The organism is Gracilibacillus phocaeensis (assembly GCF_900626275.1).
Taxonomy (GTDB): Bacteria; Bacillota; Bacilli; order Bacillales; family Amphibacillaceae; genus Gracilibacillus; species Gracilibacillus timonensis.
In genome coordinates this window covers 576509-591274 of record NZ_LR131144.1, presented here as the reverse complement: position 1 = coordinate 591274, position 14766 = coordinate 576509, and the positions used below count along the sequence as shown (strand labels likewise).

Genomic DNA, 14766 nt, shown 5'->3' with positions numbered 1-14766 from the left:
CCTATCCCCACTTCCCTGTTTTTTATCATTTGATAAGCATATCAAATCTCACACGTTGATCTCAATTGCATTCATTTCATTCATTCGACTTATGCATTTCGTTACCTATTAAACTAGCGACAAAACTCGTCAATGATGTGCTGTTTTATTTCATTTATAGGGAATTGCTGCGGATACGTAGCTATCATCAACATAATCCCTTGAAGCGTGGAAGAAAAGTATAGCGATCGTTTCCGCGCTTCCTGCACACCCAGCCTTTCAAAAATCTCACATTGAAACTCAAACTGTCTTGCGTTCTCTTCGACAAGAAAACGACTGTATGGAAGCAGCTCCTGATCTGCTTCTGGTTGTGTTTGCAAATGAAGATAGAAACGGAATACTTCTGGATTGCTGAAGACATTATCAATAGCCCCTGCAATAATATACTCAAGCTGTCGTTCTGGAGTTTCCATGTTCTGAGCTTGTTCCATCACTTCCACCATATCTGCCACTCTTCTATCCACCATGGTCGCCAGCAGTTCAGTTTTTCCCTTAAAATAATTATAAAGCAATCCCTTAGATATGCTAGCATGTTCGGCAATCTTGCTGATAGAAGTCGCGTGATACCCCTGCACTATAAATAATTCCATAGCAGCTGTCAAAATTCTCTCTTTCGCTAATTGACGTATACGCTCATTTTCCTGTGCTGTTCTTGGCATAGCAGTCATCAATCCTCCAAAAATTCTGTTATATGGCGATATAAATCCTCTGAATGGGTTAAGGGAACCATATGATCTGCACCAGAAATGTCAACGATCCGAGCATTTGTTTCTTTCCGGAAATAATCAGCCACACGGAGATTATCGAGTAATTCTTCCGTACCTATGATAAATAGCGTGTTAACGACCAATTCGTTCAGCCGCTTCACTGCCGGAGGAGCTGGCCAAATCAATTCAAAACCTGGCCACTGAAATGTTCGTTTGATATGATGTCGCAGCATTTCATCTACTAGTTCTTTATGAGGGCTGGCTTGAACGACACGATAGGAGGCTGCACTTTGTGACACTTCCATCATTTTTTCCACATTCGGTGCCACCGCATTTATGTTATTCATATAGTCTAAGAAATCAGCAGAGTAGTCAAATCCAGTTAATGCTGGTGCGATAACAATTAGTGCGGAAACATATTCGGGATACTCCAAAGAAAAGTCTGTAGCCACTTGTCCTCCCATCGAATGTCCGACTAACACAGCCTTATGAATCTGTAAGTGGTCCAGAAGCGCTTTCAAATCTTCCACACAGTTTACATCACCAGTTGGATCTGGTGACTTTCCCGCTCCACGGCCGTCATAACTAACCACCATATAATGTTTGGCTAAAAGGGGAGCAATAAACGTCCAATCTCGTAAATCAGCACCCCCACTGTGAAGTAAAATAACCGGTTGCCCACTACCAGCAACTTCGTAATGCAGATCCATTTCTATCTCCTCCTATGCTTTTGCTAACTATTTGTCTTCATCTTACTATTGAATGACCGATTAGTCAATGATAAATGTATGATCATTCAGTATACATTATTTCATTTTCTGATTATTGATATGTACCCTACTAAACACCTAAAAAGTGACTTGTGTGGTTTTCTACTCATCTCCACTATCAAAAATGCTTAAAAAGTGACTTGCGACCCTGTTATCTATCAGGTATACTAATACTTGAAATGAAAAAACTAAATTGGTTTAATTAGTTTTCGGAAAGGAAGTTATTATGGAACAACGTATAATCCAAGGATTCGCGGAAGAATTAAAGAAAAGTGGCATAAAATTTACAATGGATGATCTTGCTCGTCATTTAGGTATTAGTAAACGTACGTTATATGAGCATTTTTCATCTAAAGCAGATATTTTGGATGCACTAATCGAAGACTCTTTTTCTGAAGTTGATAAGAGAAACGAATTAATTTTGCAAAACGATGCTATCCCAGTAACCGAGAAGATTAAACAAGTTATCATAAGTTTACCTACTCACATCGAACTTGTTGATCGCCCTACATTAGAACAAATTAAACGTTCTTTCCCAAAACAATGGGAGAAACTATCCAAAATGTACACCAAAGACTGGGATGAAATGAATACTTTAATTGATCAAGCTATTCGTGAAGGGATTATCGTCAATAAAAACCCTGCCTTGATTGTAAAAATGATCAGAGGGGCAATTGAAACTGCTCAAGATCAGCAGTTCTATATCGTAAATGACATTTCCATTACGGAAGCTTTATCGCAAATGACAGATATCATCTTATATGGATTAATTTCTAAAAAAAAATAAAAAGTTCGATTTATTTTTTTAAAAAAACTAATAAAACCATAATAGTTTTATAATTAACAAATAAAATTACAAGCTTGGTATGATATCCAGCGAAGGAGAGAAAAAAATGCAAAAGACTGCCATTGAAGTGAAGCAAATGAAGGATTTTGACAGCGACGTAAGAAGAGAAGCCGCTGAAGTGTTTGTGGATGGTTATAAAAAAGAATTGGGTTTTTTCTCAAAAGACCGTAAAAACTTAGTTGATGCTTTTCAAAAAATGATAAATCCAGAGGTTTTCTATCTTGCTTTATTAAATAGAGAAATAGTAGGTATACTTGCTTGTTCTAATGATAAGGAGCGCGGACTCAACATTGATCGAAATATATTGAAAAGACACTTTGGTTTTGTGAAGGGGAACTTGGGCTATCGCTTCATGAAAGACGATTTTAATAAAAAACTTCCGTATAAAGATAGTACGGGATATATTGAATGTGTTGCCACTTCTGTAAAGGCTCGAGGAAAAGGAGTTTCTACAGCTTTATTTCAGCATGTTTTATACCATACTGCTTATCATCACTTTATTTTAGAAGTGATCGATACGAATAAAATAGCGTATCAGATGTATGTCAAACTGGGATTTAGCGAGATGGAAAGGAAGCAGGAGAGATTTTCTTCTTTTAAAGGGTTTAAAGAGCGTATTTATATGAAGCTGGAAGTGTAAACTTTATAGTGATAGATATTTCTTTGTGATGGATGATGTTAATTGAAAAAGAGACTAATAATTCCCGTTTATATGTGAAACAAAATCGGGTCTCATACCTTCGAAAGCTGGTATGAGAATCTTTCATTATAGCTTGCACTGATTTACAAAGGTTGAATTCACTTCCAGGTTGACGATATGCATAGTAAATAGCATTTATTTTTGCTATTGGTATAAATCCATGGACGGTGTTGAAAACGAAGAAGCACTTAGCTTATAAAATTTACGATAACGTAAAATTAGAAAAAAGGCTTTCAGCAAGATTCGTTCCTATACCAATTAAACATATGGCCATGCGTTATGGGTTTCAACACGCAGGTAAAGTAAAAACAATGACGCTTACAAATATGGGACGTATACAACTCCCCCCACCCATGAGTATACATGTGGAACGAGTGGAAGCAGTGATGTATCCGACGCACATATATAATAAATGAAATTACGCTTGTGAATAGATAGGACTCTCCAACTGATTTATAATAGGGGGCTTATTTTTTTTTTGTACAAAGTCAAGTTCCGACAGTATTTTTTGAAGATATTTTTCTTAAATTAATAATACAAATTCACGATAAACCGGGCTTTCAAACAAGGGATAAAAAGACAACGTTGTCGAGCTTACGAATGCCAAAAAACATGATTGAGGTTATATAGATGATGAACGGTTTGATCACATAACACAAGAAGGTTATTTCTCTACTTCCGATTACGTGAAAATGCGGTCACTCGTACACTTGAAATATTCCCCTTCTCACAGCCATAAACACATCCAAAGTTTAATCAAAAATAAAGTACAACAACGGCTAGCAAGTTCACCCAACTATATCGACGGGTACATGTCTATTTTAGTATGCAGAAGTTGATATAGTTAGCTTACCATATTTTCATTTTCATCTCGAGATGGTTTTATTTCTCCGCTTGGTTCAAAATTAAAACTATCGAAGCGATATTTGCAATACAAGATGACTAATTGCTCCGGCAAGACAAAGATCATCGTATAAAATATTCCCATACCTAACACAGCGATGAAGATAGAATCCACTTGAATATAATCAAAATGCCGGGCTATGTATTGAATAATATACAATGCCATTAAACCACCGAAGATGCTATTGATATAAGTGACTTCTTTTCCAAATGTACTCTTGATTTATCCTTCTTTGAACCTTTTCTGTATTGGCCTTTTTTTAACAGAATAGAAAAACGCACGCAAGTTGTTACAAATACCAAAACACCTAATAACAACTTAATAAAGGTAAAGATGAGTAAAGAGCTATTCGAAGCATTACTCTCTGCAGCAATAAATATCGTCATTAAATAAGATGGGATGGTAAACAAATTTTGGGACGCTACGATAAATACTGCATATTGCAGATTCTCATTCCTCTTATACACTACAGGCACAGCAAAAATGATAGATGAGAGAATCATAGTAACCTGTATAGCGAAGCAGACGAACAATATCTGTTTTTGATAAAGATACGGAAAATCCTGCCCCCATCCTAATACGACATAAAGGATGACATACATGAAAACCGCCAGAGGTATGGCCAATAATAATGTTCCACTATTTGCTTTTGGGCTTTGCCTTCCAGATTCCAGAGGCCCTCTTAACACTTGAAAATCTTTTTCTTCTAATTTATGCAAACGCATGTTTTCTTTCCTTCTTCCATCTCATTCATCTATTGATTGGGATAATTGATTTCCCACACATTTATTTTCCATCTGCTGTTTTATTTCCTTATGCCATGCCTCAAATATATCAGCTTCAGATGTAACATATTCTAAAGCAGCAGCGACCATATCACTTTGTAATTCTGAAAAACTATCTTCCAAACTTTTCATTATTGTCCAATTATTTCTGGGTAAAAGCACTTATTGCTTTACTTGATTCATTTAAAACCATTTTTGTGCGTTTTCAAATAATATTTATGCTGTCAAGCTATTTAGAAACGCTGCATAATTATTACTTATCGTATACGTTACTGGTTGTAAATCGGAAGATGCCTCATGACTCCAAACGCATACACTTGGCTCTTCCACATTGTCGGTATAGTCTAAACAAACAAAGTCACCTGCAAATAAAGCAAGTATTGGCAGCAATTCCGCACCTACTACATTTTCATCAAACACGATTCTCTCATCTAATTGTGTTCGGACTACTCCTATATCGTAATACTCATCATCGTTTTCTCCACTAACTTGTAATATACACAAAAACCTGTCCAGTGCATAAAGATGATTATGACAAGTAAAACGATCTTTGATAGGAATGCCGCCGTTATATTTTTTTATAAATTCTTTGTACGCTTCTGGCAAATGGATTCTCCATTTACTTTCTTTTTCAGCCAGTAACATATCATCTGGTAGTGGATAAATGATTGATTCAGCCTTACATACCATTACAATACCTCTCTATCTTATGATTTCGAAACACCAGCCAACCTATCTTTTGTCTTTTCAAGATTAAAGTGGATTTATTCGCCACCACAAGGTATTTGGTGCTAATTGGCTTATTTTAAAACATTTACACTTGCACAATGTCTATGTATCTTTCTCACTCTTCCATTATTTCTAGAGCGAACCAATTTTTAACCCCATAAATCATGGTCGCAATCACACTGACTAAGCCTATTCCAATAACAATCACATGGTTTATCATTCCCCCAATAAAGATAAAAGCCAGCGAAATAATAAACAATAACACCGCCATTGTATTTATTTTTATTTCTATCCTTACTGGATCTTTTACTTCTTTTTCTGGGCTTCCAAAAAACGATTGTTTCGCCTGAATCTTTGTGGAATCCTTCGTTGAATCAATGATGCATTCTTCATTATTGCTTAATTTACTCGTTTGCTGGCCATCTACGGACAATGACACCTTCATCGCGCCACCCAGCATGCCCGTGTTTCTTTTCACTTTTATACTCATTTTTATTACTCCTTACCTATTATTTTTTCTAGTAAGTGTTAAAGCACCGTGATAAAGATACTTTATTTCCCAGTAAATATCGCTTCTCTTCTTAATCAGCCAAATAGTATGAGACCTTTACCAACCACTCAAAATAGATACGGAACTACCGATAAGATGGATTATGTGAAGTGGTATTTTTTTCATATAGTGAGTCTGACCGTTTGATTGTACTAGACGAGCGCTACGGGAATAGGTTCCGCTAGAAAGACGTACACAACGGTCGTTACTGCAAGGATGAAGAATTCTTGGTACATAAACAGGATGGTAACGAAAGGAGAAAATCGTTAACTTATAAGAGCCATAACGTAGGATCAAATCGTTCTCAGAAAGAGGTTATCCGGTTTTGGACCAAACACCAAATACAGCATTTAAAACATTTGCCAGATTGATAATAAGCGACAAAATAGCTATGATAATAGCCTTTTTTAAACACACCATTCAACACCCCTATTTGTTTACCACGAAAATAGGATGAGAAAATATCCGCAAGCTTATATACACTTACGAAATGAAGCACCTCACTGTCGCCAATTCGGTTTAATACACACGCTCCACTTCATAGCCCTTGTCCTCCAGCTCCGTCAATATACTCGGATCCACTGTCAAATGGGCTGTTCCGACAAACACAAAATAAATTTGACCATTATCTTCTTGCAAAATCTCATCAAGACGATTTGCCATATCGACATTGCGCTTATCATTTAACTCTTCCATATACTCATCATTAATTTCCGCTTCATTGTCAGCATCGGACAATATTTCGATCTCTCCCTCCAACCAGGCATCAGCTAGCTCTTCCATTTCATCCGCAGCATTTTCATAGCCGTCCAACGCTAACTCTAATGTTTGTATTTGTGTTTCCATCGAATATCCACTGAGCATTTCGTATTGTTCTTCTGCACTCTCTAAAGAAACAATCTCTTTTCCTTCCTTCGTTGCTTTTTCTAGAAAATACAAATCCACAGCGTCTTGTGCGTTTACATCACTGCTCATAATGGTAAATTGAAGCAGCGTCATTTCTACAAACCATGGTTGATATCCATTGACGGCTTCTACATCCATCCCATTGCTTTCAAGAATTCCCTCCAACTCCGCATAGGTCTCCTCTGGAAGCACCTCGTCCAAGGTGGTATCATCTTCGAATGTGGCATATTCCATGATTTCTTGTTGAGGAGGCGTTTCTTCCAACAAGTTAAACTCCGGCAATACCACATCCGCACGATCAAAGGCTTCTTCAATCGCTGGGTCCAGTGGATAAAAATCATCATTGCCTAAATGAATTGTCCCTTGTAAGTACATTTCAGTATCACCAGATTCCACCTTCCACAAGAACCCTCCATTCCCTTCCCCGCTCTCTTCGTTATGATCTGTTTCCTCTATTGCATCCTGATCCTGCGCTTCTGTTACAGATTCATCCTGGGTGCCCTCCGTTTCAGGCGCATCGTCTTCCGTGCTGCATGCTCCAAGCACAGATGCAAACAGGAAGATAAATAATGCTAATACTATTTGCTTCATCTAATCCCTCCACAATTAATTTGAAAATGAGGTGTAATCCTTTTGTTGATTTACCATAACTCTACTATACAAAAGATAAGAAGTCATATGAAAGAATTCCATTCAAAAGAATGAACAAGAAAAAATACTGGTAACGGAATATGCATGCAGCTGGAGTGCAGCGGTAGAAGAACATATAAAAAATGCGGAGTATGATTCGTTAACGAAAGTGGAATTACCCAGCGTAGAAGCAATTAAAAAACGTGTACTTCGTTTAATCCATTCGTATAAATGGCCTATCCGATCCATGAGAAATTATTTCATTCCACTTATATCATCAAAAGAAGATGCTGACTACCGATAAGGCGGGATGATATTAAGTAGACCACTTTACTCTAAGGCATAGAGGGACTCGTTACGTTACATCATCCAACTTATCGGTATCGCGATTCGTTCCAGGTCAAAATCGGTCCACACCCTATCATACCAAGACTGTTATACTTTTATGAAAAATAAAAAAAGTGACCTCCGCAGAAGTCACTTTTTTATTTTTTATTTTTATCCGATGCTTCCTTCCATTTCGAAGGATATGAGCCTATTCATCTCAACCGCATATTCCATTGGCAACTCTTTCGTAAATGGTTCAATAAAGCCCATTACGATCATTTCGGTTGCTTCTTGTTCAGAAATACCACGGCTCATCAAGTAGAATAACTGCTCTTCCGATACCTTAGAAACTTTGGCTTCGTGTTCTAACGAGATGTTCTCGTTTAAAATTTCGTTGTAAGGAATCGTATCCGATGTGGATTTGTTATCCATAATTAACGTATCACATTCGATATTGGAACGTGCATTATCTGCTTTACGTCCAAAGTGAACCATACCAAGATAGGTTACTTTACCACCTTGTTTTGAAATGGACTTCGATACGATCGTTGAAGATGTGTTAGGCGCCAAATGGTGCATTTTTGCTCCGGCATGCTGATGTTGCCCTTTACCTGCTAATGCAATGGAAAGCGTGTTTCCACGTGCACCTTCTCCTGTAAGAAGAATAGATGGGTATTTCATCGTCAGCTTAGAGCCAATGTTCCCATCAATCCATTCCATTGTTGCATTAGCGTCACAAGTAGCACGCTTGGTTACCAAGTTATATACATTGTTTGCCCAGTTTTGGATCGTTGTATAACGGCAATAAGCATCCTTTTTAACAAAGATTTCTACAACAGCACTGTGAAGGGAATTGGTTGTATACGTTGGCGCTGTACAACCTTCTACATAATGGACTGATGCACCTTCATCAACAATAATAAGCGTACGCTCAAATTGTCCCATGTTTTCCGAATTAATTCGAAAGTAGGCTTGCAATGGTGTTTCAGCTTTCACGCCTTTTGGTACATAGATGAAAGAACCACCAGACCATACCGCCGTATTCAAGGCCGCAAATTTATTATCTGCTGACGGAATAACCTTACCAAAGTATTCTTTAAACAAGTCTTCATTTTCCTTTAATGCTGTATCGGTATCTTTAAAGACAATACCCAATTCTTCTAAATCTTCTTTTAAGTTGTGGTAAACCACTTCTGATTCGTATTGAGCCGATACACCTGCTAGATATTTCTGTTCCGCTTCTGGTATACCTAATTTATCAAAGGTTTGTTTGATTTCATCAGGTACTTCATCCCAAGAACGCTCGGAACGTTCGGACGGTTTTACGTAATACGTAATTTCATCAAAATCTAGTTCAGAAAGGTCACCACCCCATTGTGGCATTGGCTTTTTATAGAATTGATCCAAAGCCTTCAAGCGTTTATTTAACATCCACTCTGGCTCTTCTTTCATTCGGGAAATCTCTTCAACAATATTTCGTGTTAACCCCTTTTCGGTCCGAAAGATCGAGATATCCTTATCATGAAAGCCATATTTATATTCACTTATTTCAGGTGCTTGCTTAGCCATATGATTACCTCCTATTAATGGATTTCCGTTGACTATTCTTGCTTTTCCTCTTCATTAGCGGCTGCGGCCTTCTCCATTGCCTTCCATGCTAATGTTGCACACTTGATTCTTGCAGGAAACTTAGAAACACCTTGCAATGCCTCGATATCTCCCAAATCAACATCCACGTCATCCAGTTCTTCACCTAACATCATCTTCGAGAAAACCGTAGACATTTCCACTGCTTCGTCTAATGTTTTCCCTTTTACTGCTTGCGTCATCATCGAAGCTGATGACATGCTTATTGAACAACCTTCCCCTTCAAATTTGGCCTCTTGCACCATGCCACCTTCTATGCGTAAATGCAATTCTATGCGATCACCGCATGTGGGGTTGTTCATATCTATTGTAACAGATTCATCCGCTAAAGTTCCACGGTTACGCGGATTCTTATAATGATCCATAATTACTTGTCGGTACAATGTATCTAAATTATCAAAAGACATCGCCGAAATACTCCTTCGCTCGCTTTATTCCATCTACTAAGCGATCAACATCCTGTTCATTGTTGTATAGATAAAAGCTTGCTCGTGCAGTAGCTGTCACATCCAGCCATTTCATTAAAGGCTGCGCACAGTGATGACCCGCCCGAACAGCGACACCTTCAGCATCGAGGACAGTTGCCGTATCATGTGGATGTACTTGATCAATATTAAAAGTCAACAAACCTCCACGACGTTCCGGCCCAAAAATACGCAGTCCATCGATTGCTGAAAGCTGCTCTTGTGCATAGTGCACAAGCTTCTGCTCATGTGCCAGCACATTCTCCATACCAACTTCATCAAGAAAATCGATCGCCGCAGCTAATCCAATGGCACCTGCAATAATCGGTGTCCCTCCTTCAAATTTCCAAGGAAGGTCCTTCCACGTGGCATCGTACAAGTCAACAAAGTCAATCATTTCCCCACCAAATTCTACTGGATCCATTTTTTCAAGCAACTCTTTTTTTCCATACAGGACACCGATGCCGGTAGGTCCACACATTTTATGTCCCGAAAAGGCATAAAAATCACAGTCTATATCTGTAACATCCACTTTCATATGAGGTACACCTTGGGCACCATCTATCACGACAACGGCTCCTTTTTCATGGGCAATAGAGGTGATTTCCTTGACTGGATTAATCGTGCCTAGCACATTAGAAATGTGCGTAACAGCTACGAGTTTCGTCCGATTGGTCAAGGTATTCCGTACCGAATCGAGTGTAATCGTACCATCCGACTCCATCGGAATATACACGAGTTTTGCTCCAGTTGCCTTGGCTACTTGTTGCCATGGAATAATATTGCTATGATGCTCCATCTGAGTTAGTGCAATCTCATCACCCGGTTTTAGGAATAGACGAGCATATCCATATGCTACTGTATTGATGGAAGCAGTGGTTCCACGCGTAAAGATAACTTCTTCGGTAGAACCGGCATGGATAAACTGTCTTACCTTCTCACGGGCGCCTTCATATTGATCCGTCGCCCGTGAACCAAGGGTATGAACGCCACGGTGTACATTGGAATTGTCATTCTTATAGTAAGCCTCCAGCGCCTCTATCACATTTAGTGGCTTCTGTGAGGTGGCTGCTGAATCCAAATAGACCAATGGATGACCATTTACTTCCTGATCCAGGATAGGAAACTGTTGACGAATAGCTTGAATATCCATTAATAAACTTTCCCTTCAATAACCTCTGTCAGTTGATTGCGTACGGCCGTAATTGGTATTTCTGATACTACCGGTGCAAGAAAACCATGAATGATTAAACGCTCTGCCTCTTGTTGAGAAATACCACGGCTCATTAAATAATAAAGCTGAACGGGATCCACTCGTCCTACAGAAGCGGCGTGACCTGCCATGACGTCATCCTCATCAATTAAAAGAATTGGGTTTGCATCGCCACGTGCACCTTTACTTAGCATCAATACTCTTGATTCTTGCTCTGCATTTGCCTTAGAAGCACCGTGTTCAATTTTACCAATGCCATTAAAGATAGCTGAAGCATTATCCTTCATCACACCATGCTGCAAAATAAAACCTTCACTTTGTTTACCGAAATTGACAATTTTCGCTGTATAATTTTGAATTTGATTGCCACGCCCAACAGCAACAGTCTTTGCGTAAGAATAGGAATTATCGCCAAGCAAATGGGTAATATTCTCTGAAACGGTGTTACCGTCATTCATTTGACCAAGATTCCATTCAATCCTTGCGTCACGGTAAGCAACACCTCTGCGGTTAATATAGACGGTCGTACCTGCCGCAAAATTATCGACTGAACCGAAATTGACACTCGCATTATCGTGAGCCACTACTTCCGTCACAATATTTGCTACAGCATGCTCTTCTTTATTCTGTGAGATATAGTTTTCTACATACGTTAACGAGCTATTGGCTTCCGCTACTACAATCACATGATTAAAAGTAGCCGCTTCTGGGTCTTCTTGCCAGAAAACAGCCTGTAATGGTTCTTCAATTTGTACATTTTTTGGTACATAAACGAAGACACCACCATTCATTAAGGCCGCATGTAAGGCCGTCATTTTATTTTCATCCACCTGCACAGCGTCTTTCATGTAATAACGCTGTACCAATTCACTATACTCTGTCAAAGCCGTTTGCATATCGGTTAGAATAACACCTTTTTCGGCTAATTCATCGGTTAATGATTGATACGCAATGGATTGATTACGCTGAATCACAATATTCTGATGTTGATTTTCCATATCTAAGAACACCTGGATATCAGACGGAAGTTCTTGGAAGGATGTAATCGTTTCTCCAGCTACATCATGTTTATAATCATCGAAATTCCAACGTTTAAGGCTTGTTTTATCTGGTTTCGGCATATCCAATCCAGCTGCCGATTCAAGGGCTTGTAATCGCAGTTCTTTCATCCATTCTGGTTCATTTCTATTCTCTGAAAATGATCGGATATAGTCCTGATCATAGGGAAGTTTAGTTTCCACAGTCATATGATACCTCCTACCTTACGCTTTTTGTCCTACTGTTTCATCTTCAATTCCGAGTTCTTGCTTAATCCAGTCATAACCTTCTGCTTCCAATCGTTGTGCTAATTCAGGACCACCTGATTTCACAACTTGTCCTTGCATCATCACATGCACCTTATCTGGGGTGATGTAATCAAGCAAACGTTGATAGTGGGTGATGATAAGACAGCCGAAAGACTCATCACGTAATTTGTTAATACCTTTAGAAACTACCTTCAATGCGTCAATATCAAGACCCGAGTCAATTTCATCAAGAATGGCAATTTCCGGTTTAATCATCATCAGTTGAAGAATCTCATTACGTTTCTTTTCCCCGCCGGAGAAGCCTTCGTTCAAATAACGCTGAGCCATGTTTTTATCTATTTCAAGGTAATCCATTGCTTCATCCATTTCTTTAATGAATTTCATTAAAGAAATTTCATCGCCTTCTTCACGTTGAGCGTTAATGGAAGAACGCAAGAAATCAGAGGTAGTTACCCCGCTAATTTCACTTGGATATTGCATAGCCAAGAACAAACCAGCCTTTGCACGTTCATCTACTTCCATTTCCAATACATCTTCACCGTCAAGTAAAACTTGTCCTTGGGTTACTTCATACTTAGGGTGTCCCATGATAGCTGAAGCCAAGGTAGACTTACCTGTACCATTTGGTCCCATTACTGCATGGAACTCTCCGCCATTGATAGTTAGGTTTACACCCTTTAATATTTCCTGACCTTCGATTTCGACATGAAGATCCTTAATTTCTAATGTAGAATTTGCCATATCTAATACCTCCAAAACGATATAATGATAAAATTGAAGTGGAATTACATTCATTCTCACTTTATTCTCATTATAATCTTATACTATTTAGAAACTATTATCAACCATTTACTGTTACATTTTCAAAGCTCACGTTTATGATTATATCATACCTTGAAGGCTTTTATCGAAAGATTGTACCTTCGTTGAGAGTCAGTCACCATAAACCGTTCGATTTTTACAGACTGCCTCTTGGTTTATTCCTTAACATGTACTGAATTTTGAATGATATAAAATAATCGCCAGTAGCTCCTGGGAGCTGTTAGATTGAAATCAAGTGGGATATAGCTTATTAGGGCATATTACTATTTTATCATGTTAAAAAGCAGCTATCCCCATTTATGAGATAACTGCTTATTTCATGTCTATGCTTTTATCTGTGAACTAAATGTTCTACATCCTTAATAACATCTTTTCCTTGCTTATAGCTTTCTTCACGCTCTTTTTCCACTGCTAAACGTTGATCCAATTTACGGCAATACTCTGCATAACCTACGCCATGAGTTTGCTGCATAGCTTTCTCCATGTCTGGCGTATAATTAAGATTTACCTGTTGGTCATTAATAATAAATCAATCCTTTCTTATTTCTACAATGAACATTGTAACATCTTCTAACAACATAGCAAAACCGATTCAGTCTAGATTTGAAGCTACTGAGGCCAACTGAAGCTTAAATAGCGTGGTCAGAATAGCAATCATTTAAAATCCTTCTTTTTTGCGGTTGTTTAAGAGGAAATGCTCTGTTTTTGCCGCCATCTTTCTAATACATGAAACATATTCGTTACCGATTCAAAAGCATATATTTGTTCGACAACCACACCTTCTTGCAGCAACAGCAATGCAGGCACGCTAGAAATCTGTTGTTGTTCCATAAAATCAGGAAAAAAAGAGGCATTCAGCCGATAAAAACATTCTTCCTGCTCTGCTTCTTCCAATATATAAAGCATTCTTTCAGCCAGCTGACAAGTAGCACAAAAAGGTGTATGCACAAAAACCATGGCGATTTGACCAGCTTGCAGCTCCTGTTCCATTACTTGCTCGGTTACTTCCTTCAAAAACATCACCTTCAATCATGATAAGTACATTGGGTTAATCTGTATATGTGCTGCTAATAAGGCAACAGATAGTTCTGGCTCTGGAGTTGCCGCAACCTCTCGATACGATTTATCCACATAAATATGCACTGCATGCGGCAATTCTTTGGTTAATTGTTTCCTGAGCTTTTTACCTGCCGCATCCTCGTCCACCAAAATATACACGTCTCGTTCATCCATTTCAAATGATTCGATCAGATCTTCCAGACGCTCGACATTGATCGTGCCATTGGTACAGACAATGTCCACTTCCTCATTCACGATTCTTGCTACTTTTTCCTTGTCGGTTCTTCCTTCTACAATAATTAATTTATTCTCCATTAATGACAACCGGCTCACCCACTTCATCCAAGGTACATTTCACGA

18 protein-coding genes are annotated in these 14766 nt (G+C 38.5%); 2 read left to right on the top strand and 16 right to left on the bottom strand.

What is annotated here, in order from left to right:
- Nucleotides 1-113 precede the first annotated feature (113 nt).
- Nucleotides 114-698, bottom strand: a complete 585-nt coding sequence (locus tag E0E32_RS10545; protein WP_130859738.1) for a TetR/AcrR family transcriptional regulator — start codon at nucleotides 696-698, stop codon at nucleotides 114-116.
- Nucleotides 699-706: 8 nt separating this feature from the next.
- Complete coding sequence (locus E0E32_RS10540) at nucleotides 707-1456, bottom strand: alpha/beta fold hydrolase (protein WP_130859737.1); 750 nt, start codon at nucleotides 1454-1456, stop codon at nucleotides 707-709.
- A 286-nt stretch (nucleotides 1457-1742) separates the two neighbouring features.
- On the opposite strand from E0E32_RS10540, the gene E0E32_RS10535 reads away from it, so the two are divergent.
- Nucleotides 1743-2303: a TetR/AcrR family transcriptional regulator gene (locus E0E32_RS10535; RefSeq protein WP_066192510.1), complete on the top strand. Its 561-nt coding sequence runs from the start codon at nucleotides 1743-1745 to the stop codon at nucleotides 2301-2303.
- A 136-nt stretch (nucleotides 2304-2439) separates the two neighbouring features.
- Complete coding sequence (locus tag E0E32_RS10530; RefSeq protein WP_286171871.1) at nucleotides 2440-3003, top strand: GNAT family N-acetyltransferase; 564 nt, start codon at nucleotides 2440-2442, stop codon at nucleotides 3001-3003.
- A 904-nt stretch (nucleotides 3004-3907) separates the two neighbouring features.
- On the opposite strand, the gene E0E32_RS10525 is transcribed toward E0E32_RS10530, so the two are convergent.
- The 14 genes from E0E32_RS10525 to E0E32_RS10465 all read right to left on the bottom strand — a co-directional run bounded on the left by E0E32_RS10525 (nucleotide 3908) and on the right by E0E32_RS10465 (nucleotide 14730).
- Nucleotides 3908-4132, bottom strand: a complete 225-nt coding sequence (locus E0E32_RS10525) for a hypothetical protein (RefSeq protein WP_130859735.1) — start codon at nucleotides 4130-4132, stop codon at nucleotides 3908-3910.
- Nucleotides 4132-4692 (bottom strand): hypothetical protein, encoded by a 561-nt coding sequence (locus E0E32_RS10520; RefSeq protein WP_130859734.1) that lies wholly within the window; start codon nucleotides 4690-4692, stop codon nucleotides 4132-4134. The genes E0E32_RS10525 and E0E32_RS10520 overlap by 1 nt, the downstream gene beginning before the upstream one ends.
- Nucleotides 4693-4713: 21 nt before the next feature.
- Nucleotides 4714-4884, bottom strand: coding sequence for a hypothetical protein (locus tag E0E32_RS22220; protein WP_161485712.1), 171 nt, complete (start codon nucleotides 4882-4884; stop codon nucleotides 4714-4716).
- Nucleotides 4885-4968: 84 nt separating this feature from the next.
- On the bottom strand, nucleotides 4969-5442 hold the full coding sequence (locus E0E32_RS10515) for an SMI1/KNR4 family protein (protein WP_130859733.1): 474 nt from the start codon (nucleotides 5440-5442) through the stop codon (nucleotides 4969-4971).
- Nucleotides 5443-5596: 154 nt separating this feature from the next.
- Nucleotides 5597-5971, bottom strand: a complete 375-nt coding sequence (locus tag E0E32_RS10510; RefSeq protein ID WP_066192500.1) for a hypothetical protein — start codon at nucleotides 5969-5971, stop codon at nucleotides 5597-5599.
- Between the two features lie 579 nt (nucleotides 5972-6550).
- On the bottom strand, nucleotides 6551-7528 hold the full coding sequence (locus E0E32_RS10505) for a TraB/GumN family protein (protein ID WP_078060102.1): 978 nt from the start codon (nucleotides 7526-7528) through the stop codon (nucleotides 6551-6553).
- Nucleotides 7529-8065: 537 nt separating this feature from the next.
- Nucleotides 8066-9463, bottom strand: coding sequence for a Fe-S cluster assembly protein SufB (gene sufB, locus E0E32_RS10495; RefSeq protein WP_066192499.1), 1398 nt, complete (start codon nucleotides 9461-9463; stop codon nucleotides 8066-8068).
- Nucleotides 9464-9495: 32 nt separating this feature from the next.
- Nucleotides 9496-9948 (bottom strand): Fe-S cluster assembly sulfur transfer protein SufU, encoded by a 453-nt coding sequence (gene sufU / locus E0E32_RS10490; RefSeq protein WP_066192498.1) that lies wholly within the window; start codon nucleotides 9946-9948, stop codon nucleotides 9496-9498.
- Nucleotides 9938-11158 carry a cysteine desulfurase gene (locus E0E32_RS10485; protein ID WP_066192497.1) on the bottom strand — a complete coding sequence of 407 codons (1221 nt, stop codon included), beginning with the start codon at nucleotides 11156-11158 and terminating at the stop codon, nucleotides 9938-9940. The genes sufU and E0E32_RS10485 overlap by 11 nt, the downstream gene beginning before the upstream one ends.
- On the bottom strand, nucleotides 11158-12465 hold the full coding sequence (gene sufD, locus E0E32_RS10480) for a Fe-S cluster assembly protein SufD (RefSeq protein WP_066192495.1): 1308 nt from the start codon (nucleotides 12463-12465) through the stop codon (nucleotides 11158-11160). The genes E0E32_RS10485 and sufD overlap by 1 nt, the downstream gene beginning before the upstream one ends.
- A gap of 15 nt (nucleotides 12466-12480) precedes the next feature.
- Nucleotides 12481-13266 carry a Fe-S cluster assembly ATPase SufC gene (gene sufC / locus E0E32_RS10475; RefSeq protein WP_066196387.1) on the bottom strand — a complete coding sequence of 262 codons (786 nt, stop codon included), beginning with the start codon at nucleotides 13264-13266 and terminating at the stop codon, nucleotides 12481-12483.
- Between the two features lie 412 nt (nucleotides 13267-13678).
- Nucleotides 13679-13831 (bottom strand): YuzK family famiily protein, encoded by a 153-nt coding sequence (locus E0E32_RS22215; RefSeq protein WP_165444991.1) that lies wholly within the window; start codon nucleotides 13829-13831, stop codon nucleotides 13679-13681.
- 200 nt (nucleotides 13832-14031) lie between these two features.
- Nucleotides 14032-14361, bottom strand: coding sequence for a thioredoxin family protein (locus E0E32_RS10470; protein ID WP_286171870.1), 330 nt, complete (start codon nucleotides 14359-14361; stop codon nucleotides 14032-14034).
- A 15-nt stretch (nucleotides 14362-14376) separates the two neighbouring features.
- The gene (locus E0E32_RS10465; RefSeq protein WP_235817572.1) at nucleotides 14377-14730 is read right to left on the bottom strand and encodes a ribonuclease M5; all 354 of its coding nucleotides are present in this window, start codon (nucleotides 14728-14730) and stop codon (nucleotides 14377-14379) included.
- Nucleotides 14731-14766: the final 36 nt, after the last annotated feature.

Excerpts from the sequence above, each read along its gene's own strand:
- E0E32_RS10545 (WP_130859738.1), bottom strand. The coding sequence starts at position 698 with ATGCCAAGAACAGCACAGGAAAATGAGCGTATACGTCAATTAGCGAAA.
- E0E32_RS10540 (WP_130859737.1), bottom strand. The coding sequence starts at position 1,456 with ATGGATCTGCATTACGAAGTTGCTGGTAGTGGGCAACCGGTTATTTTA.
- E0E32_RS10535 (WP_066192510.1), top strand. The coding sequence starts at position 1,743 with ATGGAACAACGTATAATCCAAGGATTCGCGGAAGAATTAAAGAAAAGT.
- E0E32_RS10530 (WP_286171871.1), top strand. The coding sequence starts at position 2,440 with ATGAAGGATTTTGACAGCGACGTAAGAAGAGAAGCCGCTGAAGTGTTT.
- E0E32_RS10525 (WP_130859735.1), bottom strand. The coding sequence starts at position 4,132 with ATGGCATTGTATATTATTCAATACATAGCCCGGCATTTTGATTATATT.
- E0E32_RS10520 (WP_130859734.1), bottom strand. The coding sequence starts at position 4,692 with ATGCGTTTGCATAAATTAGAAGAAAAAGATTTTCAAGTGTTAAGAGGG.
- E0E32_RS22220 (WP_161485712.1), bottom strand. The coding sequence starts at position 4,884 with ATGAAAAGTTTGGAAGATAGTTTTTCAGAATTACAAAGTGATATGGTC.
- E0E32_RS10515 (WP_130859733.1), bottom strand. The coding sequence starts at position 5,442 with ATGGTATGTAAGGCTGAATCAATCATTTATCCACTACCAGATGATATG.
- E0E32_RS10510 (WP_066192500.1), bottom strand. The coding sequence starts at position 5,971 with ATGAGTATAAAAGTGAAAAGAAACACGGGCATGCTGGGTGGCGCGATG.
- E0E32_RS10505 (WP_078060102.1), bottom strand. The coding sequence starts at position 7,528 with ATGAAGCAAATAGTATTAGCATTATTTATCTTCCTGTTTGCATCTGTG.
- sufB (WP_066192499.1), bottom strand. The coding sequence starts at position 9,463 with ATGGCTAAGCAAGCACCTGAAATAAGTGAATATAAATATGGCTTTCAT.
- sufU (WP_066192498.1), bottom strand. The coding sequence starts at position 9,948 with ATGTCTTTTGATAATTTAGATACATTGTACCGACAAGTAATTATGGAT.
- E0E32_RS10485 (WP_066192497.1), bottom strand. The coding sequence starts at position 11,158 with ATGGATATTCAAGCTATTCGTCAACAGTTTCCTATCCTGGATCAGGAA.
- sufD (WP_066192495.1), bottom strand. The coding sequence starts at position 12,465 with ATGACTGTGGAAACTAAACTTCCCTATGATCAGGACTATATCCGATCA.
- sufC (WP_066196387.1), bottom strand. The coding sequence starts at position 13,266 with ATGGCAAATTCTACATTAGAAATTAAGGATCTTCATGTCGAAATCGAA.
- E0E32_RS22215 (WP_165444991.1), bottom strand. The coding sequence starts at position 13,831 with ATGGAGAAAGCTATGCAGCAAACTCATGGCGTAGGTTATGCAGAGTAT.